This window comes from Collinsella sp. AF16-8 (assembly GCF_003462695.1).
Classification (GTDB): Bacteria; Actinomycetota; Coriobacteriia; order Coriobacteriales; family Coriobacteriaceae; genus Collinsella.
Genome location: NZ_QRXX01000009.1, coordinates 14,306 through 36,888, shown reverse-complemented (window position 1 = coordinate 36,888; position 22,583 = coordinate 14,306). Strand labels below are relative to the sequence as shown.

Here is a 22,583-nt window from a genome sequence, read left to right as displayed (position 1 = left end):
GGTTGCTTCGTACGGTGCCAGCCAATGCATAGCATGCGGGCACCGTACGTTTATCTAGAACCAATTTGGTCCGCAAGAGAGAAATGGAGATGCGTATGATCGCTAAGTTCGATTCCGCCCTCGTGCCATACGTTATCGAGCAGACGCCGCGCGGCGAGCGCAGCTACGATATCTATTCGCGCCTGCTCAACGATCGCATCATCTTCTTGGGCGAGGAGATCAACTCCGTCAGCGCCAACCTGGTCGTTGCCCAGCTACTGCATCTTGAGAGCCAGGATGCCGAGAAGGATATCTCGCTCTACATCAATTCACCCGGCGGCGAGGTTTACTCCGGCCTGGCGATTCTTGACACCATGAACTTTATCAAGCCGCAGGTCTCCACCATTTGCGTGGGTATGGCCGCGTCCATGGCCGCCGTGCTGCTTTCGGCTGGCGCCAAGGGCAAGCGCTTCTGCCTGCCGCACTCCAAGGTTATGATTCACCAGCCCAGCGGCGGTGCCCAGGGTCAGCAGACCGAGATCGAGATCGTTGCCGAGGAGATCAAGAAGACCCGTCGCGAGCTCAACCAGATCCTGTCCGATGCCTCGGGCCAGCCCATCGAGAAGGTCCAGGCAGATACCGAGCGTGACAATTACCTGACCGCCGCCGAGGCCCTCGACTACGGCCTGATCGACCGTATCGTCACCTCGCGCGATCTCGCCGCGAAGGACGCCTAGGATGGCAGGAAACATGCAGGACAACTTTGACGAGAATGGCAACCCCATCCGCTGCTCCTTCTGCGGAAAAGAGCAGGGCCAGGTTCGTCGCCTTGTAAAGGGTCCGACCAACATCTTTATCTGTGACGAGTGCGTTGCCGCTTGCTCTGAGATCTTGGAGGAGTCGCTGGCTTCGGACTTTATGGACGCTGCCCGCAACGGCAAGCTGCCGGGCTTCCTCAACGATCACGGTCAGGCTGCTGGGCAGCCCGCCGTGGACCCCGAGGCCGAGGGCTTTGAGCTCGAGGACGACCGCCAGGTCATCACGCACGTGCCGACGCCGCACGAGATCTATGACGAGCTTTCGGCTTATGTCATGGGCCAAGAGGACGCCAAGCGCGCCATGTCGGTTGCCGTGTACAACCATTACCGCCGCGTCATCGAGGGCGGTGCTGCGCTTTCGGCCTTTGACGACGGTTTGGACTCGCAGCTTGACGATGACATGGACGAGGTGGAGCTCGCCAAGTCCAACATCCTGCTGCTCGGTCCCACCGGTACCGGCAAGACGCTGCTGGCCCAGACGCTCGCGCGCATCCTCGAGGTGCCGTTTGCCATCGCCGATGCCACCGCGCTCACCGAGGCTGGTTACGTTGGCGAGGACGTGGAGAACATCCTGCTCAAGCTCATCAATGCTGCCGATGGCGACATTGAACGCGCTCAGGTGGGCATTATCTACGTGGACGAGATTGACAAGATTGCCCGCAAGGCCGAGAACCTCTCCATTACCCGCGATGTCTCGGGCGAGGGTGTGCAGCAGGCGCTGCTTAAGATTCTTGAGGGCACGGTGGCCAGCGTTCCGCCTACCGGTGGCCGCAAGCATCCCCAGCAGGAGCTGCTGCAGATCGACACGACTAACATCCTGTTTATCTGCGGCGGTGCCTTTGTGGGTCTGGACAAGATCATCGCCGACCGCGTGGGCAACAAGGGCGTGGGCTTTAACTCCGAGATCGCCGGCCCCACCTCGGTCGACGAGAACGACCTGCTGCGTCAGGTGCTCCCGCAGGACCTCAACGCCTTTGGCATGATTCCCGAGTTCGTGGGACGTACGCCCGTCGTTACCCAGACGCAGGCGCTCGACGAGGACGACCTGGTGTCGATCCTGACCGAGCCCAAGAACGCCGTGGTGCGCCAGTACCGCAAGATGTTCCAGCTCGAGGATGTTGAGCTTGAGTTTGAGGACGCGGCCCTGCACGAGATTGCCCGCATGGCGCTTGCTCGTAAGACCGGCGCCCGCGGCCTGCGTTCCATCTGCGAGGACGTGCTGCAGCAGACGATGTTCGATCTGCCCAGCGAGGAGGGTGTAGTCAAGGTCATCGTGACCGAAGCCTCCGTAAAGGGCGAAGAGCAGCCCCAGCGCATCTACGGGTAAACCTGCCAAAAACGTGCTTGCAAATAGCCTCCGACCATCCGCGGTCGGAGGCTATTTTATATATACGCAATAACCCCAACTACCTGTGTTATTCTGTGTGTTTGTTTAAGCCTCAGCGAAGTCATATCAGACTGAAGTAATCGATACCTAAGGGGAGGAATGTAGACCCTGGCGGGCCTACATTCCTCCCCGACGGGCAAGGGAGAGATATATGGAAGAGATGCCCAAGAACTACGATCCGTCGACCAACGAGCCGGCGATCCTGCAGAAGTGGCTCGACGGCGGCTACTACAAGCGCCGTGAGGGCGTGGGCGACTGCACCGTCACCATTCCGCCTCCCAACGTGACCGGCAAGCTCCATATGGGTCACGCTACTGACGACTCCATCCAGGACGCCATCATCCGTATGGCCCGCATGCGCGGCAAGTCCACGCGCTGGGTGCTGGGCACCGATCACGCCGGTATCGCCACGCAGACCAAGGTCGACAAGAAGCTCAAGAGCGAGGGCATCAGCCGCCTGGAGATCGGTCGCGATAAGTTTGTCGACGCCTGCTGGGACTGGACCCACGAGTACGGCGGCATCATCGTCGAGCAGATCAAGCGCATGGGCTGCTCCGTCGACTTTGATAACGAGCGCTTTACCATGGACGAGAACTACGCGCAGGCCGTGCGCAAGGTCTTTTGCGACTGGTACCACGACGGTCTGATCTACCGCGGCAAGCGCATCGTCAACTGGTGCCCCAACTGCACCACCGCCATTTCGGACGATGAGGCCGAGTATAAGGACGAGAAGGGTCACCTGTGGCACCTGCGCTACCCGCTGACCGAGCCGGTTAACGGCCAGGACTACATCGTCGTCGCCACCACGCGCCCCGAGACCATGCTCGGCGACACGGGCGTCGCCGTCTCCCCGAAGGACCCCGAGAAGGCTGCCTTCGTGGGCAAGACCGTCAAACTCCCCATCGTCGACCGCGAGATTCCCATCTTTGAGGATTGGCACGTCGATGCCAACTTTGGCTCCGGCTTTGTTAAGGTCACCCCGGCCCACGACCCCAACGACTACGCCATGGGTCAGGCGCACGACCTGCCGCAGATCAACATCTTCGATGAGCACGCGGTGGTCGTCGAGGGATACGGCGAGTTTACCGGCATGAACCGCGACGAGTGCCGCGAGGCCGTCATCAAGTGGTTCGAGGAGCACGGCCTGCTCGACCACGTCGAGGAGCTCGACCACTCCGTCATGCACTGCTACCGTTGCGACTCCGCGCTGGAGCCGTGGCTGTCCGAGCAGTGGTTCGTGGCCGTCGACAAACTCAAGGGGCCGGCACTCGACGCCGTCAACTCCGGCAAGGTGACCTTCCACCCCGCGCGCTGGACGCAGACCTACACCACCTGGATGGAGAACCTCAAGGACTGGTGCATCAGCCGTCAGCTGTGGTGGGGCCACCGCATCCCCGTGTTCTACTGCGAGGACTGCGGTTGGGAGGACGCCCTGACCGAGGACACCGACGTGTGCCCCAAGTGCGGCGGCCATCACGTGCATCAGGACGAGAACGTGCTGGACACCTGGTTCAGCTCGCAGCTGTGGACCTTCGCCACGCAGGGCTGGCCGCAAAAGCCGGAGCTGCTCGAGGGCCATCACCCCACGACGGCTCTCGTCACCGCGCGCGACATCATCGCGCTGTGGGTCGCCCGCATGGTCATGAGCTCGCTGTACTTCCTGGACGAGGTGCCGTTTAAGGACGTCGTCATCTACCCGACGATCCTTGCCAAGGACGGCAGCCGCATGTCCAAGTCCAAGGGCAACGGCGTTGACCCCATGGACCTCATTGGCATGTACGGTGCCGATGCCATGCGTTACAACCTGCTCACGCTGTGCACCAACAACCAGGACGTCAAGTTCGACGCGAACATCGATAAGAAGACCAAGAAGCTTATCGACAGCCCGCGTACCGACCAGGCCAAGTCGTTTGTGACCAAGATCTGGAACGCCAGCCGCTTCCTGCTCATGAACATGGAGGGCTACACGCCCGGCGAGCCCGTCGTGGAGACGCCGGCCGACGCCTGGATGTTCAGCCGCCTGGCCAAGGCCGTCAAGATGGTCACCGAGGGCATCGAGAACTACACCTTTGGCGACATGGCCCGTGGCGTGCAGCAGTTCTTCTGGAACGAGGTCTGCGACTGGTACGTCGAGGTCACCAAGGCCCGCCTGAAGGGCGAGGGCCGTCTGCAGGCTCAGCGCAACCTGATCTTTGTGCTCGACACCTCCATTCGCCTGATGCACCCGCTCATGCCGTTTGTCACCGAGGAGATCTGGGATAACATGCCGGCGAGCGTGCTCGATCTGGACGCCGAGGGCAACGTGAACCGCGCCGAGGCGCTCATGATCGCCAAGTGGCCCGAGCCCGCCGACTACGCCAAGTATGTTGACGAGGACGCCGAGCGCGCGTTTGAGCTGTGCCGCACCGTTGTGTCCGCCGCCCGCGCCACGCGTTCGCGTTATCGCTTGAGCCCCAAGGCCGAGCTTGACGTGGTCGTGCGCGCCGGTGCCGAGGACATCGAGAAGCTCGAGAGCCTGCGCTCGACCATCGAGCCGCTGGCAAACACCGCCTCGCTGGTCATGGGTGCCGACGTTGAGAAGCCGGCTGCGAGCATTGCTGTGGTCGACAGCGGCGTCGAGGTCTTTGTGGTGCTCGAGGGCAAGGTCGACCTTTCGGCCGAGAGGGCGCGCCTGGAGAAGGAGATTGCCGCGGCCCAGAAGGAGCTCGCCGGCTGCGAGAAGACACTCGCCAACGAGGGCTTTGTGGCCAAGGCCGCGCCCGCGGTGGTCCAGAAGAAGAGGGACCGTGCAGCTGAGCTCAAGGAGATCCTGGCGGCTTTGACTGCTCAGGTTGCTGACTTCTCGTAGGCGTTACTGGGGGACGCGGTTTGGGGCATTGCTCGCTACTGCGGACAGTCCTGCTCGCACGAAGGCCACATTAAGTGGCCTTCGGCTCGTGCGGAACTTGTATCGAGCAATGCCCCAAACCGCTCCCATGGCGGTTACGTGGTCGTCCGCTGCCTGGCAGGGCCACTGGGTTGTGCCCTTGATTTTGCTGCAAGCGGATAAAGGCTGATATTGTCAACGTGAGGGGCTCATTCTTTTTGGTGGGCCTCTTTTTCTGTTATGGGGGACTTTGGGTTATGGCTAAGCGTTCGGGGTCGTATGTCGTTCCTTTCTCGTTTGAGCTGCTTTCATTTGATGAGGCTGTTGGGCTGGCTGCTGATACGGGGCGGATTTCTGGGGATGCTGGGCCTCTGCTTGAGACGGTTGTCGATATGCTCGATGAGTTGGGGCGTCCGGACGAGTACTTTGATTGCATTCAGGTCGCCGGTACCAATGGCAAGACTTCGACTACGCGTTTTTCGGCTGCCATTCTTCGTGGTGAGGGGCTCAAGACCGCGCTGTATACGTCGCCACAGCTGGTACGCTATCCCGAGCGCATGGAAGTCGATGGATGCGTCGTGAGCGATGAGGCGTTCGCCCGTGGCGTTTCGGCCGCTGTTGAGGCGGGGCATCGAGTGAATGCCCGTCGTGTGGCGGCGGGGGAGCGCGCCTATACCATCACGCCGTTTGACCTTTTGACGGCTGCTGCACTTGTGGTGTTTGCCGAGGCTCGCGTGGATGTTGCCGTGCTTGAGGTTGGCATGGGCGGACGCTGGGATGCTACGAGTGCGACTGATCCCGTGGCCGTCGCCATTACGGGTATTGGGCTCGATCACACACGTATTTTGGGCGATACGCTCGAGGCCATTGCGGGGGAGAAGGCTGCGGTTATTAAGCCTGGGCGATTGGTTGTTTTGGGCGAGGGCACGCATGAGCCGAGCGTTCAGCGCGTAATGGATACGCGCTGCCGCGAGTGCGGTGTGGTGCCGCTGGTTGTGAGCCATTCCACGACCAAGGTACCGGCGCATGTAGGCGATACCGTGGAGTTTAGCTGTACTACACCGCGTGCCATCTATACGTCGAGTATGGTTAAGCCGGCGTATCAGCCGCAGAATGCTGCGTGCGCGATTATGCTGTGCGAGGGCTATCTTGGCCGCGAGCTCGACCACGATGCGCTCGACGCTTCGCTTATGGGCTGCCCCACGCCGGGTCGCTTTGATGTGCTGGGAACCGATCCGCTCAAGCTGATCGACGCCTGCCATAACCCTCAGAGCTGCGAGAACTTTGTGAGCGCGCTGGACGAGATCGATCCGTGCGTGGAGAACCGCCCCACGCTGCTGTGTGCAGCGCTGGCCGATAAAGACGTGGCGGGTATCGTTGACGTGCTGATTCCGGCCTTCCCGCGCGTGGTCGTGACGCAGACCGATTCCGATCGCGCCCTGCCGGCAGAGGAGCTCGCTGGTCTTGTGGACGCTGATAAGCTCGCAGGTGTGTACCCTAGTGTATCCGAGGCTCTCGCCGCCTTCGATGCCGCGGGCGAGCCCTTCGTAGCCGCCGGCACCATCACCCTAGCCGGCGAAGTAGCCGGTCTGCTGCGCTAGTCCCATTTGCCGGGTAGCTAATTTGGCCTGCTCGCCACGAAATGGGCCTATCTACTACGTTTGACCGGTTACCCTCGACCATGCCGAGAATTGCGAAATAAAAACCGCAGGTAGAAGGCTTTCCGATTTTGCGAAAACGCGGGTGTGGTCGACCCATGCGGGTTAAACGTAGTAGATAGTCCGTTTTCGTGGCGCAGCGTTGGCAGGATGTGGCAAAGGGACTGTCCCTTTGCCACATTGGCTAGTCTAGGCGGACTGGGTCGTGGGGGTAGTCGTTGAGGATCTCGACGCCGGTCTCGGTAACCAGGGCCAAGTCCTCGATGCGGACGCCGGTGCGGCCGGGGAGGTAAATGCCCGGCTCGATGGAGAAGGTCATGCCCGGCTCGACAACCTGCTCGTTGACGAGCGAGACGTCGCCCGGCTCGTGGTCTTGCAGGCCGATTGAGTGTCCCAGGCGATGCGTAAAGTACTGCCCATAGCCCGCGTCTTCAATCACATTACGCGCGGCGCGGTCCAGGTCGCACATGCGCACGCCCGGTGCGATGAGCGCTTCGGCGGCCTCGTTGGCACGGCGCACGATATCGTAGATGCGCGCCGTCTCCTTGTCCGGTTCGCTCCAAAAGAACGTGCGCGTCATGTCCGAGCAGTAGTTGCAGCGGCGTCCGCCAATGTCGAACAGCACCACGTCACCGCGCTTGAGCACCGTATCGTCGGGCTCGTGGTGCGGGTCGCCGGCGTTGGCGCCAAAGCTCACGATGGGCGGAAAGCTAAAGCCCTCGCAGCCGTGCTTGCGATACAAGCCGAGCATCTGGTCGGCAATCTCGCGCTCTGTCACACCCTCGTGGACGAGCTTGATGGCATCGGCCATCACGGCGTCGTTAGCGGTTGAGGACACGCGCATGAGCTCCTGCTCGGTGGCGTCCTTGTGGGTGCGTGCGGCGGTGACGGCAAAGTCGCCCAGGAAAAACTCGCTGGCGGCGTGGCGCTCCATAAGCGGCATAAAAAAGCCGGAGCGCATGACGGTGTCGATGCCGAGCGGTTTGGTCGGATTGACCTCGCGAGCTATGGCGTCGGCCACGACGTCGGTATCGGTGTGGTAGGCAACGCGGGCATTGTCATACTCGGTCAGCTGATGCAGTGCGTTGACCAAGATCACAGGCTCGCAATCGCGCGCGAGCAGCACCCCGCAGAAACGCTCGAACATATCGGCATAAAAGCCGGTCAGGTAATAAATCGACCATGGGTCGTTTACGAGTAGCTGCGCGCCGGGGTGCTGAGCCTCGAGCGTATCGAGCACGCGCGCCACGCGCTGATCATCGACATGTGCCATACATCGTCCTTTCGCTAGGTTGCCACCATGGTATCCCATGCCTGACAGATAGGGACGTTCCTTTTATGCCGGCACTTCGGGACACTCCTTGGCATGACCAGCCTATCAAGCAGTAAAAGTTGTCAAAAGAGGCCCGTCCCAAATGGGCTGGTTTCAAAAGTATGGCGGATTACGGGGCTGGACCTGTATTACTTGATCATGGGAAAAATCGCGAAATTAAAACCGCAGGTAGACGGCTTATCAAAAATCGAAAAATGCCGGTATGGATGGGGGTCTCCGAATCAGCCCCGTAATCCGGCATAGTTTAGAAATGGCATTAAAGTAGGCACAAGCTAAATACCAATTCCAAGGATAGTTGTGGTGGAATAGTTCCTGGATGCCGGGGTTTTGGCGGAAATCAGGAACTATTTCATCACAATTGAGGAGGGGCGGGGTGGATGGCGGGGTAGCTAAAAGAGCCCCGTCCTAAATTAGCTGCTTAGGCGGGGTTGATGTCCATGCTGGCGACGAGGTCGATGCTGGTATCGAGAAGGTCTTCCAGCACGACGTCGCCCATGCGGATGGGGGCGTCGACGACCAGGCCGCGGATGAGGTCCATGGCTTGGGCATGGAGTGCCAGCGGGATGGCTTCGGACGTGCGCACGGGCAGCAGCGCCTCGTCGCCGCCGGATACGGCTACGGTGGTGGTGAGCACGCGCATGGGGCAGGTGAGCTCCTGATGTGCGAACTTATCGCCACGCGGGCAGCTGTTGCCGGTTACGGAGCGCACCTCTACCACGGCACCGTCTGCGTCACGCTCTACCTCTACGGTCAGGAGACACTCGGATGGGCAGGTGGTGCAGTTGAACTGCAGCGTTTCGATCGCGTTTATGCTCATGGCCTTACGCCTCCTCAACGGGGTCGACAGACAGGACAATTTCGTTTACACCTAGGTCGAGCGCGCGCTGAATCACCTTTGCCGGCAGCGGGAAGCTCTCCATTACGCTCGGTTTAAACGGGCGGACCTTGCCTGCAAACAGTTCTTCGTCGCCTGCAAGAATGCGCACGCGGGCGGCGTTGACCGGTCGGCGTACGCGGAAGTTGAGCTTGGTGAGTGCCATGGCCGTAATGCGTCCCGGCAGCGCGTAGCCTGCGATGCCGGCAGGGGAGACCGTGAGCTCGCAGCCCGTGCCCGCCGCGCTCGCTTCGGCCCCAACACCGCAGCCCAGCGCCCATGCCGCCGCAGCCGCGCCGGCGCGCTCGGACTCGGTCGTCACGTTGTCGGCCAGGTCGTGTACGTGCAGCACGTTGCCACAGGCAAAGATGCCCGGGACGCCTGTCTGGAGACTCTGATCCACTACGGCGCCGCGCGTGCGCGGGTCAAGCTCCACGCCTGCGGCAACCGAAAGCTCGTTCTCGGGAATCAATCCCACCGATAGCAGCAGCGTGTCGCACGGAACAACGCGCTCGGTCCCCGGAATGGGCGCCAGATGCTCGTCGACCTGGCTCACTTCGACGGCTTCCACGCGGTCGTGCCCGATCACGCGCGTGACGGTGGTGGACAAGTGCAGCGGAATTCCAAAGTCGTCCAGGCAGTTCTTGACGTTGCGGCGCAGACCGTTGGCGTACGGCATGAGCTCGTACACGCCCTCGACGGAAATCCCCTCGAGCGTGCAGCGGCGTGCCATGATAAGCCCGATGTCGCCCGAGCCCAAAATGACGGCGCGCGAGCCGGGCTTGAGGTTTTCGATATTGATGTATCGCTGCGCCAAGCCGGCCGTAAACACGCCGGCGGGGCGGCTACCGGGGATCTTGATCTCGCTGCGCGTTCGCTCGCGGCAGCCCATAGCAAGGACGATCGCCCGCCCGGTGAGCTGCAGCATGCCGACGGGGCTCATGAGCGTGACGGTATGGACTGCGGCATCTCCCGCACCCTCGTCCACGCTCGACGCGCCCGCGCCCTCTCCCGAATCAATCCCAAGTACCATGCTGTCCAAGAACAGCGCGATGTCGGTCGCGCGCATCTGGTCGATAAAGCGCTGCGCGTACTCGGGGCCGGTGAGCTCCTGCTTAAAGTGCGAAAGGCCAAAACCGGGGTGGATGCACTGACGCAGGATGCCGCCCAGATGCTGCTCGCGCTCCACGATGGCCACGCGCGCGCCGGCCTTTTGCGCGGCAAGTGCGGCCGCCATGCCGGCGGGGCCGCCTCCGATGACGACTACGTCGAAGGCCTGCGTCGACATCGACGCTACAGCTCCGGCCTCCGCGCGTTCGTCGCGCATATCAAACGTCGCCATCTAGCGCACCCCCTTCAAAGGACCCTCGACCAGCCAGGAACCAGTATCCTCCAACAGTACCTCGCTGGGGTCGCAGCCCAACTCGCGGGCCAGAATCACCACCACGCGGCTCTGACAAAAGCCACTTTGGCAGCGGCCCATGCCCGCACGGCAGCGGCGCTTGACGCCCTCGACCGAAACCGCGCCCGGGCGGCGCCTGATCGCGGCCACAATCTCGGCCTCGGGCACCGTCTCGCAGCGGCAGACGATCTGCCCCCACGCGGGGTCGGACTCAATGAGCTCTTTCTTTCGCGCGAGCGGCGCGCGGTCAAAGTCGTTCGGCGCACGGCGAATCGGGTCCCAATCGTCCCGTTCATGCAGGGCAACGCCGGCGTCGCGCAGCATCTGCTCCATACGCTCGGCAATGGCCGGCGCGCTCGCCACGCCCGGCGACTGAATGCCTGCGGCCTGGAACAGTCCCGGCACCACGGCCGACCGCCCAATAAAAAAGTCGTTCGTTCCCTGAATGACGGGGCGCCCGCCGGCAAACGCGCGCACCACACGGCGCGTGTCCAGATCGGGCACCAGCTTACGGGCACCGCTCAGTAGCGCGCTGACGTCGCCCGCATAGGTCTGTGTGTCGCCCGGCTCGCGCACGGCGGCCGTCGCGGTGATTACGGTGTTGCCGTGTACGGTACCCGTGACGATAACACCCTTGGACACCGGCGTGGGCACGGGGTAGAGCGGCATGAGCGTACGCGGCTCCTTGTCCAGCACCACAATGTTTCCCTGGCGCCAGACCATCTGGAACTCCTCGGCGCCCGCCATATGCGAGATGTCCGCGGCACCGTTGCCCGCGGCGTTGATCAGATGGCGGCAGCGCACATCGCCGGCAGGCGTCACTAGCGTAAAGCGCGCAGCCCTGTCGGTAGCCTCGCCGCCAGCAACCTCAATTGCTTCCACCGGCGCGGAGCGCATAAACGTCACCCCGTTGGCGACGGCGTTCTCCAGCGCGGCAATGGCGACCTCAAACGGATCGACAAAACCGGTCGAGGGGCACCACAGCGCGCACGTCGCCTCGGCACTCGCGCGTGGTTCCAGCTCGCGGATGCGCTCGGGGCCGATAATCGATAACTCGGGCACGCCGTTGGCGTGGCCATTGCTGCGCAGCTGCTCCAGTTGTGCACGGTCCTCGTCGTTAAAGCCCAGCACCATCGACCCGGTGCGGCGGAACAAAAAGCCCAGTTCCTGGGCCCACGTGTCATATAGCTCGCAACCACGGGCGTTGACCTGCGCCTTGACCGTGTCCGGCGCCGGATCGTAGCCGGCGTGCACCAGACCGCCGTTGGCCTTCGACGCGCCCAGGGCGATGTCGTTGGTCGCTTCGACCACGCAAATGGACAGGTCAAACCGTGCGAGTTGTCGCGCGATGGCGCACCCGGTGATGCCCGCGCCCACAATTGCGATATCAAACGTTTCTGCCACGGTGCCTCCCAGACAAGTTGACAGGATGTCAATAAGTCCATCCTACGGTCTGCGCACCCCCAGCGCAGCGGCAATGCGGCGAACAGCCCTGCAACACCCGCCAACGGCAGGCGAGGGGAGACCCGGCACGGATGTTGGCCTCGTCTGCCGACAGCTACGGCAACCGTTCGTCTCGACCTGTAACAGTTAGACAAGGATTTGGGTTCTAGATGTTACAGATCAAGACAAACCTTCCGGCGGATTTTGAATGTCTCGATCTGTAACAGCAAGAGGGGTTTTGGGGCCTAAGATGTTACAGATCGAGATTGAAGTCGGGGAGGGACCCCTTTGTCTCGATCTGTAACACCTAGACCCGGATCCCGCTCCCACCTGTTACAGATTGAGATGTTTGTGTCCGCGCCAGCCCCGCCCCTGGCCGTGGTCCCATATAAACAAAGCCCGTGGTAAACTTGACCGGACTGTTAATATTCCGAAAGGTACCCGTAATGTCCAAGTACATCTCCGAGCTCATGTCGCCGCAGCTTATGGGCGTCGTCTATGCCTTCGTTGGCTTTATCATCGCCCTGTATGTGCTGTCGGTCGTCTATGTGTTCATCGACGCTCGCCGCCGCGGCGCCAGCGCCTACGTGGCATGGGGCATCATCGCCCTCATCCCGTTTGTGGGCCTCATTGCCTACCTGGTCCTGCGCCCGCACTCCTACGCGTCCGACCGCGAGGAGCAGGAGCTGGACATGGCCCTGCGCGAGCGCCAACTTGCCCAGTACGGCACCTGCCCGCAGTGCGGCGCGCCCATCGAGAAGGACTTCGTCGTCTGCCCGGTGTGCGATACCCAGGTTCGCAACGTCTGCCCCAGCTGCCATCGTCCACTCGATGCGCACTGGAAGGTCTGCCCCTACTGCCGAACTCGCATCCAGTAACGCATCCATCGCCGGGCCGGCCGCAAGCCACGGGCACGCCGCAAGCCATACGCGCACCCCGCCCCCACACGATGAAGCATGCGTAGAAAATCGCCCGCCGTGCCATTAAGGTGCGGCGGGCGCTTGTATACCAAGGCAACCTGCCTATAATGATGCAAGTCAAAAACGCCGAGCGCATCGCACGCACTTGCATCAGGCATCCGAGAGGAGAAAACATACCCATGAAGGCACTCTACAATGACGGTTCGGTGGCCGAGCTCCCGCAGGACGAGGTCACGCACGTCATCCGCCACTCTGCCGCGCACATCATGGCGCAGGCCATCAAGCGCCTGTACCCCGAGGCCGACTTTGCCTACGGCCCCGCGACCGACAACGGCTTCTACTACGACGTCGACCTGCCCGAGGGCGTCAAGATCAGCGAGGACGACTTCCCCGCGATCGAGGCCGAGATGAAAAAGATCGTCAAGGAGAACCTCAAGTTCTCCGTGTACGAGAAGCCCCGCGCCGAGGCCATCGCCCTTATGGAAGAGCGCGGCGAGAAGTACAAGGTCGAACACATCGGTGACCTGGACGACGACGCCCGCATCACCTTCTACCAGCAGGGCGACTACATCGACATGTGCGTCGGCCCCCACATCTGCTACACCAAGGCGCTGAAGGCCTTTAAGCTCACCGGCGTCTCGGGCGCCTACTGGAAGGGCGACAAGGACAACAAGATGCTCACCCGCATCAACGGCGTCGCCTTTGCCACCAAGGAGGAGCTCGACGAGCACATGCACATGCTGGAGGAGGCCAAGAAGCGCGACCACCGCAAGATCGGCCGCGAGATGGACCTCTTTATGATGCGCGACGAGGCCCCCGGCTTCCCGTTCTTCCTGCCCAACGGCATGATCCTTAAGAACACGCTGCTGGACTACTGGCGCGAGATTCACCACAAGGCCGGCTACGTGGAGATTTCCACGCCGCTCATCATGAACAAGCAGCTGTGGAAGACCTCGGGCCACTGGGACCACTACAAGGACAACATGTACTCCACCGTCATCGACGACGAGGAGTACTGCATTAAGCCCATGAACTGCCCGGGCGGCGTGCTGGTGTATGCCTCCAAGCCGCACTCCTATCGCGAACTGCCCATCCGTGCCGGCGAGATTGGCCTGGTGCACCGCCACGAGCTGCGCGGCGCCCTGCACGGCCTGTTCCGCGTGCGTTGCTTTAACCAGGACGACGCCCACCTGTTTGTGCGTCCCGACCAGCTGACCGACGAGATCGTGGGCGTGGTCAACCTCATCGACTCCGTGTACCAGAAGTTTGGCTTTAAGTACCACGTTGAGCTTTCCACCCGCCCCGAGGACTCCATGGGTTCCGACGAGGACTGGGCACGCGCCGAGGAGGGCCTGCGCACCGCTCTGGAGCAGTTGCACATGGACTACGAGGTCAACGAGGGCGACGGCGCCTTCTACGGCCCCAAGATCGACTTCCACCTGGAGGACTCGCTCGGCCGTACCTGGCAGTGCGGTACCGTGCAGCTCGACTTCCAGATGCCGCTCAACTTTGACCTGGAGTACGTGGACGCTGACGGCACCAAGAAGCGCCCCATCATGCTGCACCGCGTATGCTTTGGCTCCATCGAGCGCTTCATCGGTATTCTGATCGAGCACTTTGCGGGCAAGTTCCCCACCTGGCTGGCTCCCGTGCAGGTCAAGGCGCTTCCGGTTTCCGAGAAGAGCCGCGACTACGCCCACGAGGTGTGCGCCAAGCTGGAGGAGGCCGGCATTCGCGTGGTCTGCGACGACCGCGACGAGAAGATCGGCTACAAGATCCGCGAGGCCCGCAGCATCGACCGCGTGCCCTACATGCTCATCTTGGGCGAGAAGGAGGTCGAGGCCGGCAACATTTCCGTCCGCGATCGCTCCAACGAGACCGTTCAGATGAGCGTTGATGAGTTTGTTGCCAAGGTGACCGAGGAGATCAAGACTCGCGCCTAAGGCAAGCTTCGCAACAATTAACAAAGGCGACCGTCCACAAAGGGCGGTCGCCTTTTTTCATGCTCAAATAAGAAAAGCCGCTGGTTGAGCGGCTTTTTTTGTTGCACAAAAAGGTACAGGTTTTTGTAGAGGGGTATGGAGATGTACCTACCAGCAGTGCATTTTGCGTAATCTGGGCAAACGCTGATTAATTGCTCGTATAATGTCGTTTGTCGAAAGATACAAAAACCTGTACTTTTGCGACTGCGCCTAGCTGCGAGCGAGAAGCCTGTTCTAAACGCCCCTGCATTTGCGTGGATCGCAAAGCAAAAAGAGGGGGCGATAACATGGAGCAGACGGCACGGCGCCAAGAGCAGCTGCCGGGCGCATTTAACTGCGCCACCACCAACAGCCAGCACGGCCGCGTCCGCTGGTATCTGGTCCACACCCCCCATGGAAAAGAGCGCGAGACCTGCGAAAAGGTCCGCCGAATTATCCCGCACGAGCTGATGCAGAACGCTTTTGTGATGCAAAAGGAGTTCTGGTTTAAGCGGGACGGTGCCTGGTCGCTCCAAACCAAACCCATGTACAAGGAATATTTCTTCGTCGCCACGCACGATGTCGCAGCGCTTGATAGGGCCCTGGCCCAGTTGAGCTTTGGCTGTCGCATCGCCGGCAGTAGGGAGCGGGCGTACATGCCCATGCCGGACGATGCGCAGGATTGGTACCGCAGCGTGTTGGATGACGACGGTGTGGTGCGCAACAGCGTGGCGCGCATAGAAGACGGCGTGTTGCACATAGAGCAGGGTCCCTTGGTGGGGCAAGAGGCCCGTGTAAAGAAGATCGATCGTCATAAGCGCTGGTGCCTGGTGGACGTGGGCGATGGTGGCTCCACATTTAGGGAGCTGCTACCGCTTGACGTGCCCAGCAAAACGTAAGGGAGACGTTGCGCCGGCAATTCGTTCGCATTTTGGATTCATAGATGGGGGGGGGGGGTTCCTGGGGACAGGGACGTAAGTTTTATTGTGGCTGCTAAAGAAGTAACAGAGAGCAATGTGCCCGCGGGGGCGGTACTGATTGCTCAGGCCATGGACCGGCGTGAGGGCGCCGGCCGCTACAAGGCCATGCAATCCATTATGGACTGGGACAACTCGCGCCTGGCCTACCGCGCCGTCAAGCGCGCGTTCGACATCGTTTTCAGCGGCTGCGCGCTGGCCGTCATCGCCATACCCAGCCTGGTGCTGGCCACGGCCATCCGCCTGGAGAGCGAGGGCAACCCCTTCTACAGCCAGATCCGCGTGGGCCAGACCCACCGCGACGGCAGCCTGTCAACCTTTCGCATGTGGAAGTTCCGATCAATGTACAGGGACGCCGACGAGCGCCTCGCCGAGCTCAGGGAGCAGAACGAGATCGCCGGCGCCATGTTTAAGATGAGGGAGGACCCCCGCGTCACCAAGATCGGCAGGTTCATCCGCAAGCACTCCATCGACGAGTTCCCACAGTTCCTCAACGTGTTCCTGGGTCAGATGTCCGTCGTCGGCCCGCGCCCGCCGCTGCCGAACGAAGTCGCGGAGTACACCGAGTACGACCTGCAGAGGCTAGCGGTGAAGCCAGGTATTACGGGGCTCTGGCAGGTTACGGAGCGAAACTCCACCGGGTTCGACGGCATGGTCCGCCGTGATCTCGAGTACATAGCCAAGCGCGGAATCGTCATGGATCTCAAGATCGTCCTCCTCACGGTTCTGGAGGTCTTCAACGGAAGCGATGCGTACTAATGCCTAACTCTAATGCTCGATTCGAATCGGAGAAGAAAATGAAGATCGCTGTCGCCGGTACCGGCTACGTCGGCCTGTCCCTCGCCGTCCTGCTCTCGCAGCACAACGAGGTCCATGCGCTGGACATCGTTCCCGAGAAGGTCGAGAAGATCAACAACTTCGTGTCGCCCATCCAGGACAACGAGATCGAGCGCTTCCTAGCAGAGGCAAAGGCGGGGGAGCGCGAACTCGACCTGCACGCCACCGTCGACGTGGCCGAGGCCTACGCTGGCGCCGACTTCGCCGTCATCGCTACGCCCACCAACTACGACAGCGACAGGAACTTCTTCGACACGAGCTCCGTCGAGGCCGCCATCGCCGCCGTGCGCTCGGTGAACCCGGACGCCTGGATCGTCATCAAGTCGACCATCCCCGTGGGCTACACCGCGGGCCTTCGCGAGAGGTTGGGCGACAGCAAGATCTTCTTCAGCCCGGAGTTCCTGCGCGAGAGCAAGGCGCTCTACGACAACCTGCACCCCAGCCGCATCGTGGTGGGCGCGCCGAAGGACGACGCGGAGGCCGTCGCGGCCGCCGAGCGCTTCGGGCGTCTGCTCGCGCAGGGCGCCGACCCCGCCGAGCTGGAGCGCGTGAACGCCGACGGTTCCAAGGGTATCCCCGAGCTCGTGCTGGGCACCACCGAGGCCGAGGCCGTGAAGCTTTTCGCCAACACGTACCTTGCGCTGCGCGTGGCCTACTTCAACGAGCTCGACACCTACTGCGAAGTCCGCGGCCTCAACACCCGCGACGTCATCGACGGCGTCTGCCTGGAGCCGCGCATCGGGTCGCACTACAACAACCCCAGCTTCGGCTACGGCGGCTACTGCCTGCCCAAGGACACCAAGCAGCTGCTGGCCAACTACAGGGACGTGCCCCAGAACCTGATCGAGGCCATCGTGGACGCCAACCGCACCCGCAAGGACTTCGTCGCCGACGAGGTGCTGCAGATGGTGTGGGACCGCGTCTACGAGGGCAAGCCGAAGCCGGTCGTGGGCGTCTACCGCCTGACGATGAAGTCCAACTCCGACAACTTCCGCGCGAGCTCCATCCAGGGCGTCATGAAGCGCGTGAAGGCCAAGGGCGTGCCCGTGGTGGTCTACGAGCCCACGCTGGACGCGCCGGAGTTCTTCGGCTCCGAGGTGACCCACGACCTGGAGGCCTTCAAGGCCGGCTGCGACGTGATCGTCGCCAACCGCTGGAGCGACGAGCTCGCGGACGTGGCGGACAAGGTCTATACACGCGACCTGTTTAAACGAGACTAGGTGGTATGAATGGCAAATAGAAAAGTCCTCGTCACCGGAGCCGCCGGCTTTATTGGTGCGTTCCTCGTCAAGAAGCTGCTCGAGGAAACCGATGACGTGATCGTCGGCCTCGACAACCTCAACAGCTACTACGACCCCGGCATCAAGGAAGCGCGCCTGCGCATGCTGGCCGAGGTAGACACCGACGGCCACTTCGCCTTCGTTCGCGGCGACCTGTGCGACGCCGCCCTCATCGAGCGCCTGTTCGCGGAGAACGGCTTCGACGTCGTGGTGAACCTCGCCGCCCAGGCGGGCGTCCGCTACTCCATCGAGAACCCGCGCGCCTACCTTGAGAGCAACCTCGTGGGCTTCTTCAACGTGCTCGAGGCCTGCCGCCACCACCCGGTGAAGCACCTGGTCTACGCCAGCTCCAGTTCGGTCTACGGCGGCAACAAGAAGGTTCCGTTCTCCGAGGAGGACCGCGTCGACTCGCCGGTCTCGCTCTACGCCGCCACCAAGAAGTCCAACGAGCTCATGGCGGCCGCCTACTCAAAGCTCTATTCCATCCCGGCCACCGGCCTGCGCTTCTTCACGGTGTACGGCCCCATGGGCAGGCCCGACATGGCCTACTTCGGCTTCACCGAGAAGCTGCGCCGAGGCGACACCATCAAGATCTTCAACATGGGCGACTGCCGCCGCGACTTTACCTACGTCGACGACATCGTCGAGGGCGTCAGGCGCGTCATGGACGCCGCCCCCGAGGTGAAGATGGGCGAGGACGGGCTGCCGCTCGCCGCGCACCGCGTCTACAACATTGGCAACTCGCACCCCGAGAACCTTCTCGACTTCGTCGACACGCTGCAGCGCGTGCTGGTGGAGGAGGGTGTGCTCCCGGCCGACTACGACTTCGAGTCGCATAAGCAACTCGTGCCGATGCAGCCCGGCGACGTGCCCGTCACCTACGCCGACACCACAGCACTCCAGCGGGACCTGGGCTACAAGCCCGCGACCCCGCTCGAGGACGGCCTGAGGGTTTTCGCCAAGTGGTATCGCGAGTACTACGGAATCGGAGAGTAGCTCATCGTGGACCTTTCTAAGGCAAAGATCTGCATTCCCAGCTCAAGTGGTGGGCATCTTACGCATATGTGGCTCCTGAGACCTGTATGGGAACGTGCGGCTGATCGATTCTGGGTGACCTTCGACAAGGAGGACGCGAACTCTCTTCTGGAAGGGGAGCGTGTCTACCATTGCCACTATCCGACGAACCGCAACATACCGAACCTGCTGAAGAACACGGTTCTCGCCTGGAAGGTGCTCCGCAAGGAGCGTCCCGATCTGATCATCAGCTCCGGTGCCGCGGTTGCTGTGCCGTTCTTCCTGATCGGAAAGATGCTCGGGTCCAAATGCGTCTACGTGGAGGTCTTCGACCGCGTGGACAAGTCCACGATGACCGGTCGCATACTCAACGGAGTGGCCGACCTCTTTGTGGTTCAGTGGCCCGAGCAACTCGGGGTCTACAAGAACGCCGTTGACCTTGGCTCTATCTTCTAGGAGGGACGCGCATGGTATTCGTGACCGTGGGCACCCACGAGCAGCAGTTCGACCGCCTGGTTAAGGCGGTTGACGATCTCAAGGAGGACGGCACGCTCGATGAGCCCGTCTATATCCAGACGGGTTACTCGACGTACGAGCCCGTCCACTGCGACCACTCGCAGTTCGTGCCGTTCCAACAGATGAAGAGCTACATGGAGGGTGCCGATGTGGTGATCACGCACGGCGGCCCCTCAAGCTTCATCGAGGCCATGGCTGCAGGCAAGGTACCCGTCGTTGTGCCTCGCAGGGGCGACCTTGACGAGCACGTGAACAACCATCAGGCCGACTTCGTGCGCATCGTCGCCGAGCGCCAAGGCGGGATCGTGCCCGTCTACGACGTGATGGACCTTTCCGCCGCCATCGAGCGCGCCCGCGAGCTCTCGCGCGGCGTCACTTTTAAGAGCCACAACGCCGAGTTCTGCCGAGAGCTCGAGAGACTAATAGAAGGAATTTAATCGCATGACTAAACCCCGCGCCGGCATACTCAGTATGCAGAGGATCTACAACTACGGGTCCTTCCTGCAGGCTTTCGGCCTGAAGTCCATCCTGGAGTCCCTTGGCTGCGATGTGCAGTTCGTTGACTACGAGCCTGGCAAGTGCCTGGTCACGTCCCCGTCATCGAAGAAGGGCGTCGCCCGCAAGGCGGAGAAGGTCCTTGAGGTATTCCGCTACGACGCTCCGCTCAGGGACAAGCTCGCCTTCATCCGCTACAAGCGCACATACGCTCAGCGCTTCTACCCGATACTCGGCCTCACCGAGGAGCCCAATCTTGACCCCGACATCGACCTCCTGGTCATCGGCAGCGACGAGGTGTTCAACTGCGTTCAGGATAACGCTAATGTCGGCTTCACGCCCGCGCTTTTCGGTACCGGGTTGCGCGCCGGACGCAAGGTGACCTACGCCGCTTCCTTCGGTAACACCACGCTCGACAAGCTTGACCGTTACGGCAAGCGCGAAGAGGTCGCGGGCTACTTAAAGCGTCTCGACGCCGTCTCGGCTCGCGATGCCAACACGGGCGCCATTGTCGAGTCACTTACGGGGGAAGTACCGACCTTCAGCTTGGACCCGGTGCTCGCCTACGACTATTTTGGCGAGTGCGGGCTGATTCCCACCGAGGTCGACGAGGACCGCTACATGATCGCATACGGATACTCGGGTCGCCTCACGGCCGAGGAGTGCGTCGCCGTGCGCGCCTACGCCGATCAGCGCGGTCTCAAAGTGCTCAACATCGGCGGGGTTCAGGGCGTCTGTGATCGCTTCGTGGATTGCTCGCCCTTTGAGGTGCTTTCCTATTTCAAGCATGCTGAGGCCGTGGTGACCGACACCTTCCACGGCACCATCTTCTCGACCATCGCACACACGCCCTTCGTCTCCTTCGTGAGGAGCTCGGGCTACGGTAACTCCGAGAAGCTCACCGATCTGTTGAGCCGTCTGGGCCTGACTTCCCGTGCTGCAGCTGGGTCGGGCGAGCTCGCCGCCGCCCTTGATGCGCCCGTAGACTGGGCCGCCACCGACGCCGTCATTCACACGAGCCGCGAGGCTGCACGCGCCTATCTTAAGAAGGAGGTCTCCGCATGTATACGGAGCTAAAGTCCTACCAGATCATCATCGCCCTGCTCAAGGAGTACGGTATCCGCCATCTAGTGCTCTCTGCCGGCAGCCGCAACGTCCCCTTCGTGCACTCCGTCGAGGAGGACCCGTATTTCACCTGCTATTCCGTCGTCGATGAACGTAGTGCCGGCTACTTCGCGCTTGGGCTTGCTCAGGAGCTCGGCGAGCCCGTCGTGATTTCATGCACCTCCTCCACGGCGACCTGCAACTACTGGCCGCCCGTCGCGGAGGCCTTCTACCAGGACGTGCCCCTCGTCGTGCTCACGTCCGACCGCAATCCCGCGATGCTCGGGCAGTGGGAGGACCAGATGATCGACCAGGTGGGCATGTACGACCGTCACGTGCGCAAGTCCGTCAACCTGCCCATCATCAACGACGCCGAAGACGCGCACTTCTGCGAGCGTCTCGTCAACGAGGCCCTGCTCGAGCTCGATCACCACGGCACGGGCCCCGTCCACATCAACGTGCCGATGAAGGCGTACAACAACTCGTTCAACGTCAAGGAACTACCGAAGGTCACTAGGATCCGCAGGGTCGAAGCCGACCAGGCCGTTGAGTGGGCCGCATGCGCGGATCGACTCTCTCGAGCCAAGCGCGTGCTCGTGGTCGCCGGCCAGCAGTCTTCCTGCGCCGCCGAGCTCGCGTGCGCCCTTGAGAGCTTTGCAGCCAGCTACGAGGTGGCCATTGCGGCCGAGTACATGGCGAACATCCCTCGCGAACACGCCTTCAACCCGACGCTGTGCATGGAGTACCGCTACATCACGCCCAAGAAGTTCTCCGAGTTCATGCCCGACGTGGTCATCACCTTCGGTGGCAACATGACTGCGGGCCTCAAGGATATGCTGCGTAAATTCGCAGGGTCCTATGAGCACTGGTCTATCAGCGAGGACGGTTCTGTCTGCGATATGTTCAGGAGCCTAACGAGGGTGTTCGAGTGCACACCTGCTGAGTTCTTCTCGCGCATGGCCGATGCCTCCTCGTGCAAGCCCGGCGGGAGCTACCTCGCCGCCCTTAAGGCCTATGAGGCCTCCGCGACGGTGCCGGAGCTTCCCTACTCGAACATGGCCGCCATCCGCAAGGTTGTCGAGCGCGTGCCAACGGGCTCCATCCTGCACCTCGCGATCAACAACGCAATCCGTCTCACAAATTTCTTCAAGCTTCAGTCGGGTGTCAAGGTCTACGCGAACATCGGCACGCACGGCATCGACGGCTGTCTCTCGTCCCTCCTGGGCCAGGCCGCGGCGAGCGGCAGGCCCAGCTATCTCGTGATCGGCGACCTTGCTTTCTTCTATGACATGAACGCGCTTCGCATTCGCCACGTCACCGACAAGGTGCGCATCCTCCTCCTCAACAACGAGGGGGGCGAGGAGTTCTACTTCAACCAGGTGTGGAAGGACGAGGCCTCGGACCTCCACACCTGCGCTCGTCACCACACCAAGGCTGAGGGCTGGGTGCGCGAATGCGGATTCCGTTACCTGAGCGCGCATAACCCCGAGGAGCTCGACGCGGCAGTCGAGGAGTTCTTCGATGACGACGCTGAGGGCCCCGTCCTGCTCGAGGTTTTTTCCGAGATGAGCGCGGATTCCAAGCTTGTCTACGACGTTTTCGACATGACCCGTCCCCGCGACGCGCAGTCGGAAGCGATCCGCAAGTCCAAGGAGCTCATCAAGGCGACCATCGGGCAGGAGAAGGCCCAGAAAATCGCCGGGATTTTCAAAAGGTAGT

The 22,583-nt window shown here is 61.8% G+C and carries 18 protein-coding genes; 14 read left to right on the top strand and 4 right to left on the bottom strand.

Annotated features, from left to right (window positions below; translation table 11 throughout):
* The first annotated feature begins 95 nt into the window (after nucleotides 1–95).
* The 4 genes from DWW73_RS08460 to DWW73_RS08445 all read left to right on the top strand — a co-directional run bounded on the left by DWW73_RS08460 (nucleotide 96) and on the right by DWW73_RS08445 (nucleotide 6,651).
* Entirely contained in the window at nucleotides 96–716 is a 621-nt protein-coding gene (locus tag DWW73_RS08460; protein WP_022095182.1) for an ATP-dependent Clp protease proteolytic subunit, read from the top strand.
* A 1-nt stretch (nucleotide 717) separates the two neighbouring features.
* The gene (gene clpX, locus DWW73_RS08455; protein WP_117779319.1) at nucleotides 718–2,124 is read left to right on the top strand and encodes an ATP-dependent Clp protease ATP-binding subunit ClpX; all 1,407 of its coding nucleotides are present in this window, start codon (nucleotides 718–720) and stop codon (nucleotides 2,122–2,124) included.
* 211 nt (nucleotides 2,125–2,335) lie between these two features.
* A complete protein-coding gene (locus DWW73_RS08450) occupies nucleotides 2,336–5,032 on the top strand; it encodes a valine--tRNA ligase (protein WP_117779318.1) in 2,697 nt (898 codons plus the stop codon).
* A 275-nt stretch (nucleotides 5,033–5,307) separates the two neighbouring features.
* Nucleotides 5,308–6,651: a folylpolyglutamate synthase/dihydrofolate synthase family protein gene (locus DWW73_RS08445; RefSeq protein ID WP_117779317.1), complete on the top strand. Its 1,344-nt coding sequence runs from the start codon at nucleotides 5,308–5,310 to the stop codon at nucleotides 6,649–6,651.
* 241 nt (nucleotides 6,652–6,892) lie between these two features.
* Here the strand turns inward: DWW73_RS08445 and DWW73_RS08440 are convergent, their stop codons facing one another.
* The 4 genes from DWW73_RS08440 to DWW73_RS08425 form a co-directional block, all read right to left on the bottom strand.
* Nucleotides 6,893–7,981, bottom strand: a complete 1,089-nt coding sequence (locus tag DWW73_RS08440; protein WP_117779316.1) for a Xaa-Pro peptidase family protein — start codon at nucleotides 7,979–7,981, stop codon at nucleotides 6,893–6,895.
* Between the two features lie 478 nt (nucleotides 7,982–8,459).
* Nucleotides 8,460–8,858 carry a DUF1667 domain-containing protein gene (locus DWW73_RS08435; protein ID WP_117779315.1) on the bottom strand — a complete coding sequence of 133 codons (399 nt, stop codon included), beginning with the start codon at nucleotides 8,856–8,858 and terminating at the stop codon, nucleotides 8,460–8,462.
* Between the two features lie 4 nt (nucleotides 8,859–8,862).
* Complete coding sequence (locus DWW73_RS08430; RefSeq protein WP_199413499.1) at nucleotides 8,863–10,257, bottom strand: NAD(P)/FAD-dependent oxidoreductase; 1,395 nt, start codon at nucleotides 10,255–10,257, stop codon at nucleotides 8,863–8,865.
* Nucleotides 10,258–11,721: an NAD(P)/FAD-dependent oxidoreductase gene (locus DWW73_RS08425; RefSeq protein ID WP_117779314.1), complete on the bottom strand. Its 1,464-nt coding sequence runs from the start codon at nucleotides 11,719–11,721 to the stop codon at nucleotides 10,258–10,260.
* Nucleotides 11,722–12,206: 485 nt separating this feature from the next.
* On the opposite strand from DWW73_RS08425, the gene DWW73_RS08420 reads away from it, so the two are divergent.
* The 10 genes from DWW73_RS08420 to menD all read left to right on the top strand — a co-directional run bounded on the left by DWW73_RS08420 (nucleotide 12,207) and on the right by menD (nucleotide 22,582).
* Nucleotides 12,207–12,638: a zinc ribbon domain-containing protein gene (locus tag DWW73_RS08420; RefSeq protein ID WP_055251579.1), complete on the top strand. Its 432-nt coding sequence runs from the start codon at nucleotides 12,207–12,209 to the stop codon at nucleotides 12,636–12,638.
* Nucleotides 12,639–12,859: 221 nt separating this feature from the next.
* Nucleotides 12,860–14,623 (top strand): threonine--tRNA ligase, encoded by a 1,764-nt coding sequence (gene thrS, locus DWW73_RS08415; protein ID WP_055309551.1) that lies wholly within the window; start codon nucleotides 12,860–12,862, stop codon nucleotides 14,621–14,623.
* A 326-nt stretch (nucleotides 14,624–14,949) separates the two neighbouring features.
* Entirely contained in the window at nucleotides 14,950–15,540 is a 591-nt protein-coding gene (locus tag DWW73_RS08410) for a hypothetical protein (protein WP_117779313.1), read from the top strand.
* Nucleotides 15,541–15,627: 87 nt separating this feature from the next.
* Nucleotides 15,628–16,377, top strand: coding sequence for a sugar transferase (locus tag DWW73_RS08405; RefSeq protein ID WP_233509173.1), 750 nt, complete (start codon nucleotides 15,628–15,630; stop codon nucleotides 16,375–16,377).
* Between the two features lie 38 nt (nucleotides 16,378–16,415).
* On the top strand, nucleotides 16,416–17,675 hold the full coding sequence (locus tag DWW73_RS08400) for a nucleotide sugar dehydrogenase (protein ID WP_117779312.1): 1,260 nt from the start codon (nucleotides 16,416–16,418) through the stop codon (nucleotides 17,673–17,675).
* Between the two features lie 9 nt (nucleotides 17,676–17,684).
* On the top strand, nucleotides 17,685–18,731 hold the full coding sequence (locus tag DWW73_RS08395) for an NAD-dependent epimerase/dehydratase family protein (protein WP_117779311.1): 1,047 nt from the start codon (nucleotides 17,685–17,687) through the stop codon (nucleotides 18,729–18,731).
* Nucleotides 18,732–18,737: 6 nt separating this feature from the next.
* A complete protein-coding gene (gene pssD, locus DWW73_RS08390; protein ID WP_304650775.1) occupies nucleotides 18,738–19,205 on the top strand; it encodes a PssD/Cps14F family polysaccharide biosynthesis glycosyltransferase in 468 nt (155 codons plus the stop codon).
* Between the two features lie 11 nt (nucleotides 19,206–19,216).
* Entirely contained in the window at nucleotides 19,217–19,702 is a 486-nt protein-coding gene (locus tag DWW73_RS08385) for a glycosyltransferase (protein ID WP_117779309.1), read from the top strand.
* A 4-nt stretch (nucleotides 19,703–19,706) separates the two neighbouring features.
* Nucleotides 19,707–20,837, top strand: coding sequence for a polysaccharide pyruvyl transferase family protein (locus DWW73_RS08380; RefSeq protein WP_117779308.1), 1,131 nt, complete (start codon nucleotides 19,707–19,709; stop codon nucleotides 20,835–20,837).
* Nucleotides 20,822–22,582, top strand: a complete 1,761-nt coding sequence (gene menD, locus DWW73_RS08375; RefSeq protein WP_117779307.1) for a 2-succinyl-5-enolpyruvyl-6-hydroxy-3-cyclohexene-1-carboxylic-acid synthase — start codon at nucleotides 20,822–20,824, stop codon at nucleotides 22,580–22,582. Before DWW73_RS08380 ends, menD begins: the two co-directional genes overlap by 16 nt.
* The last annotated feature ends 1 nt before the right edge of the window (nucleotide 22,583 follow it).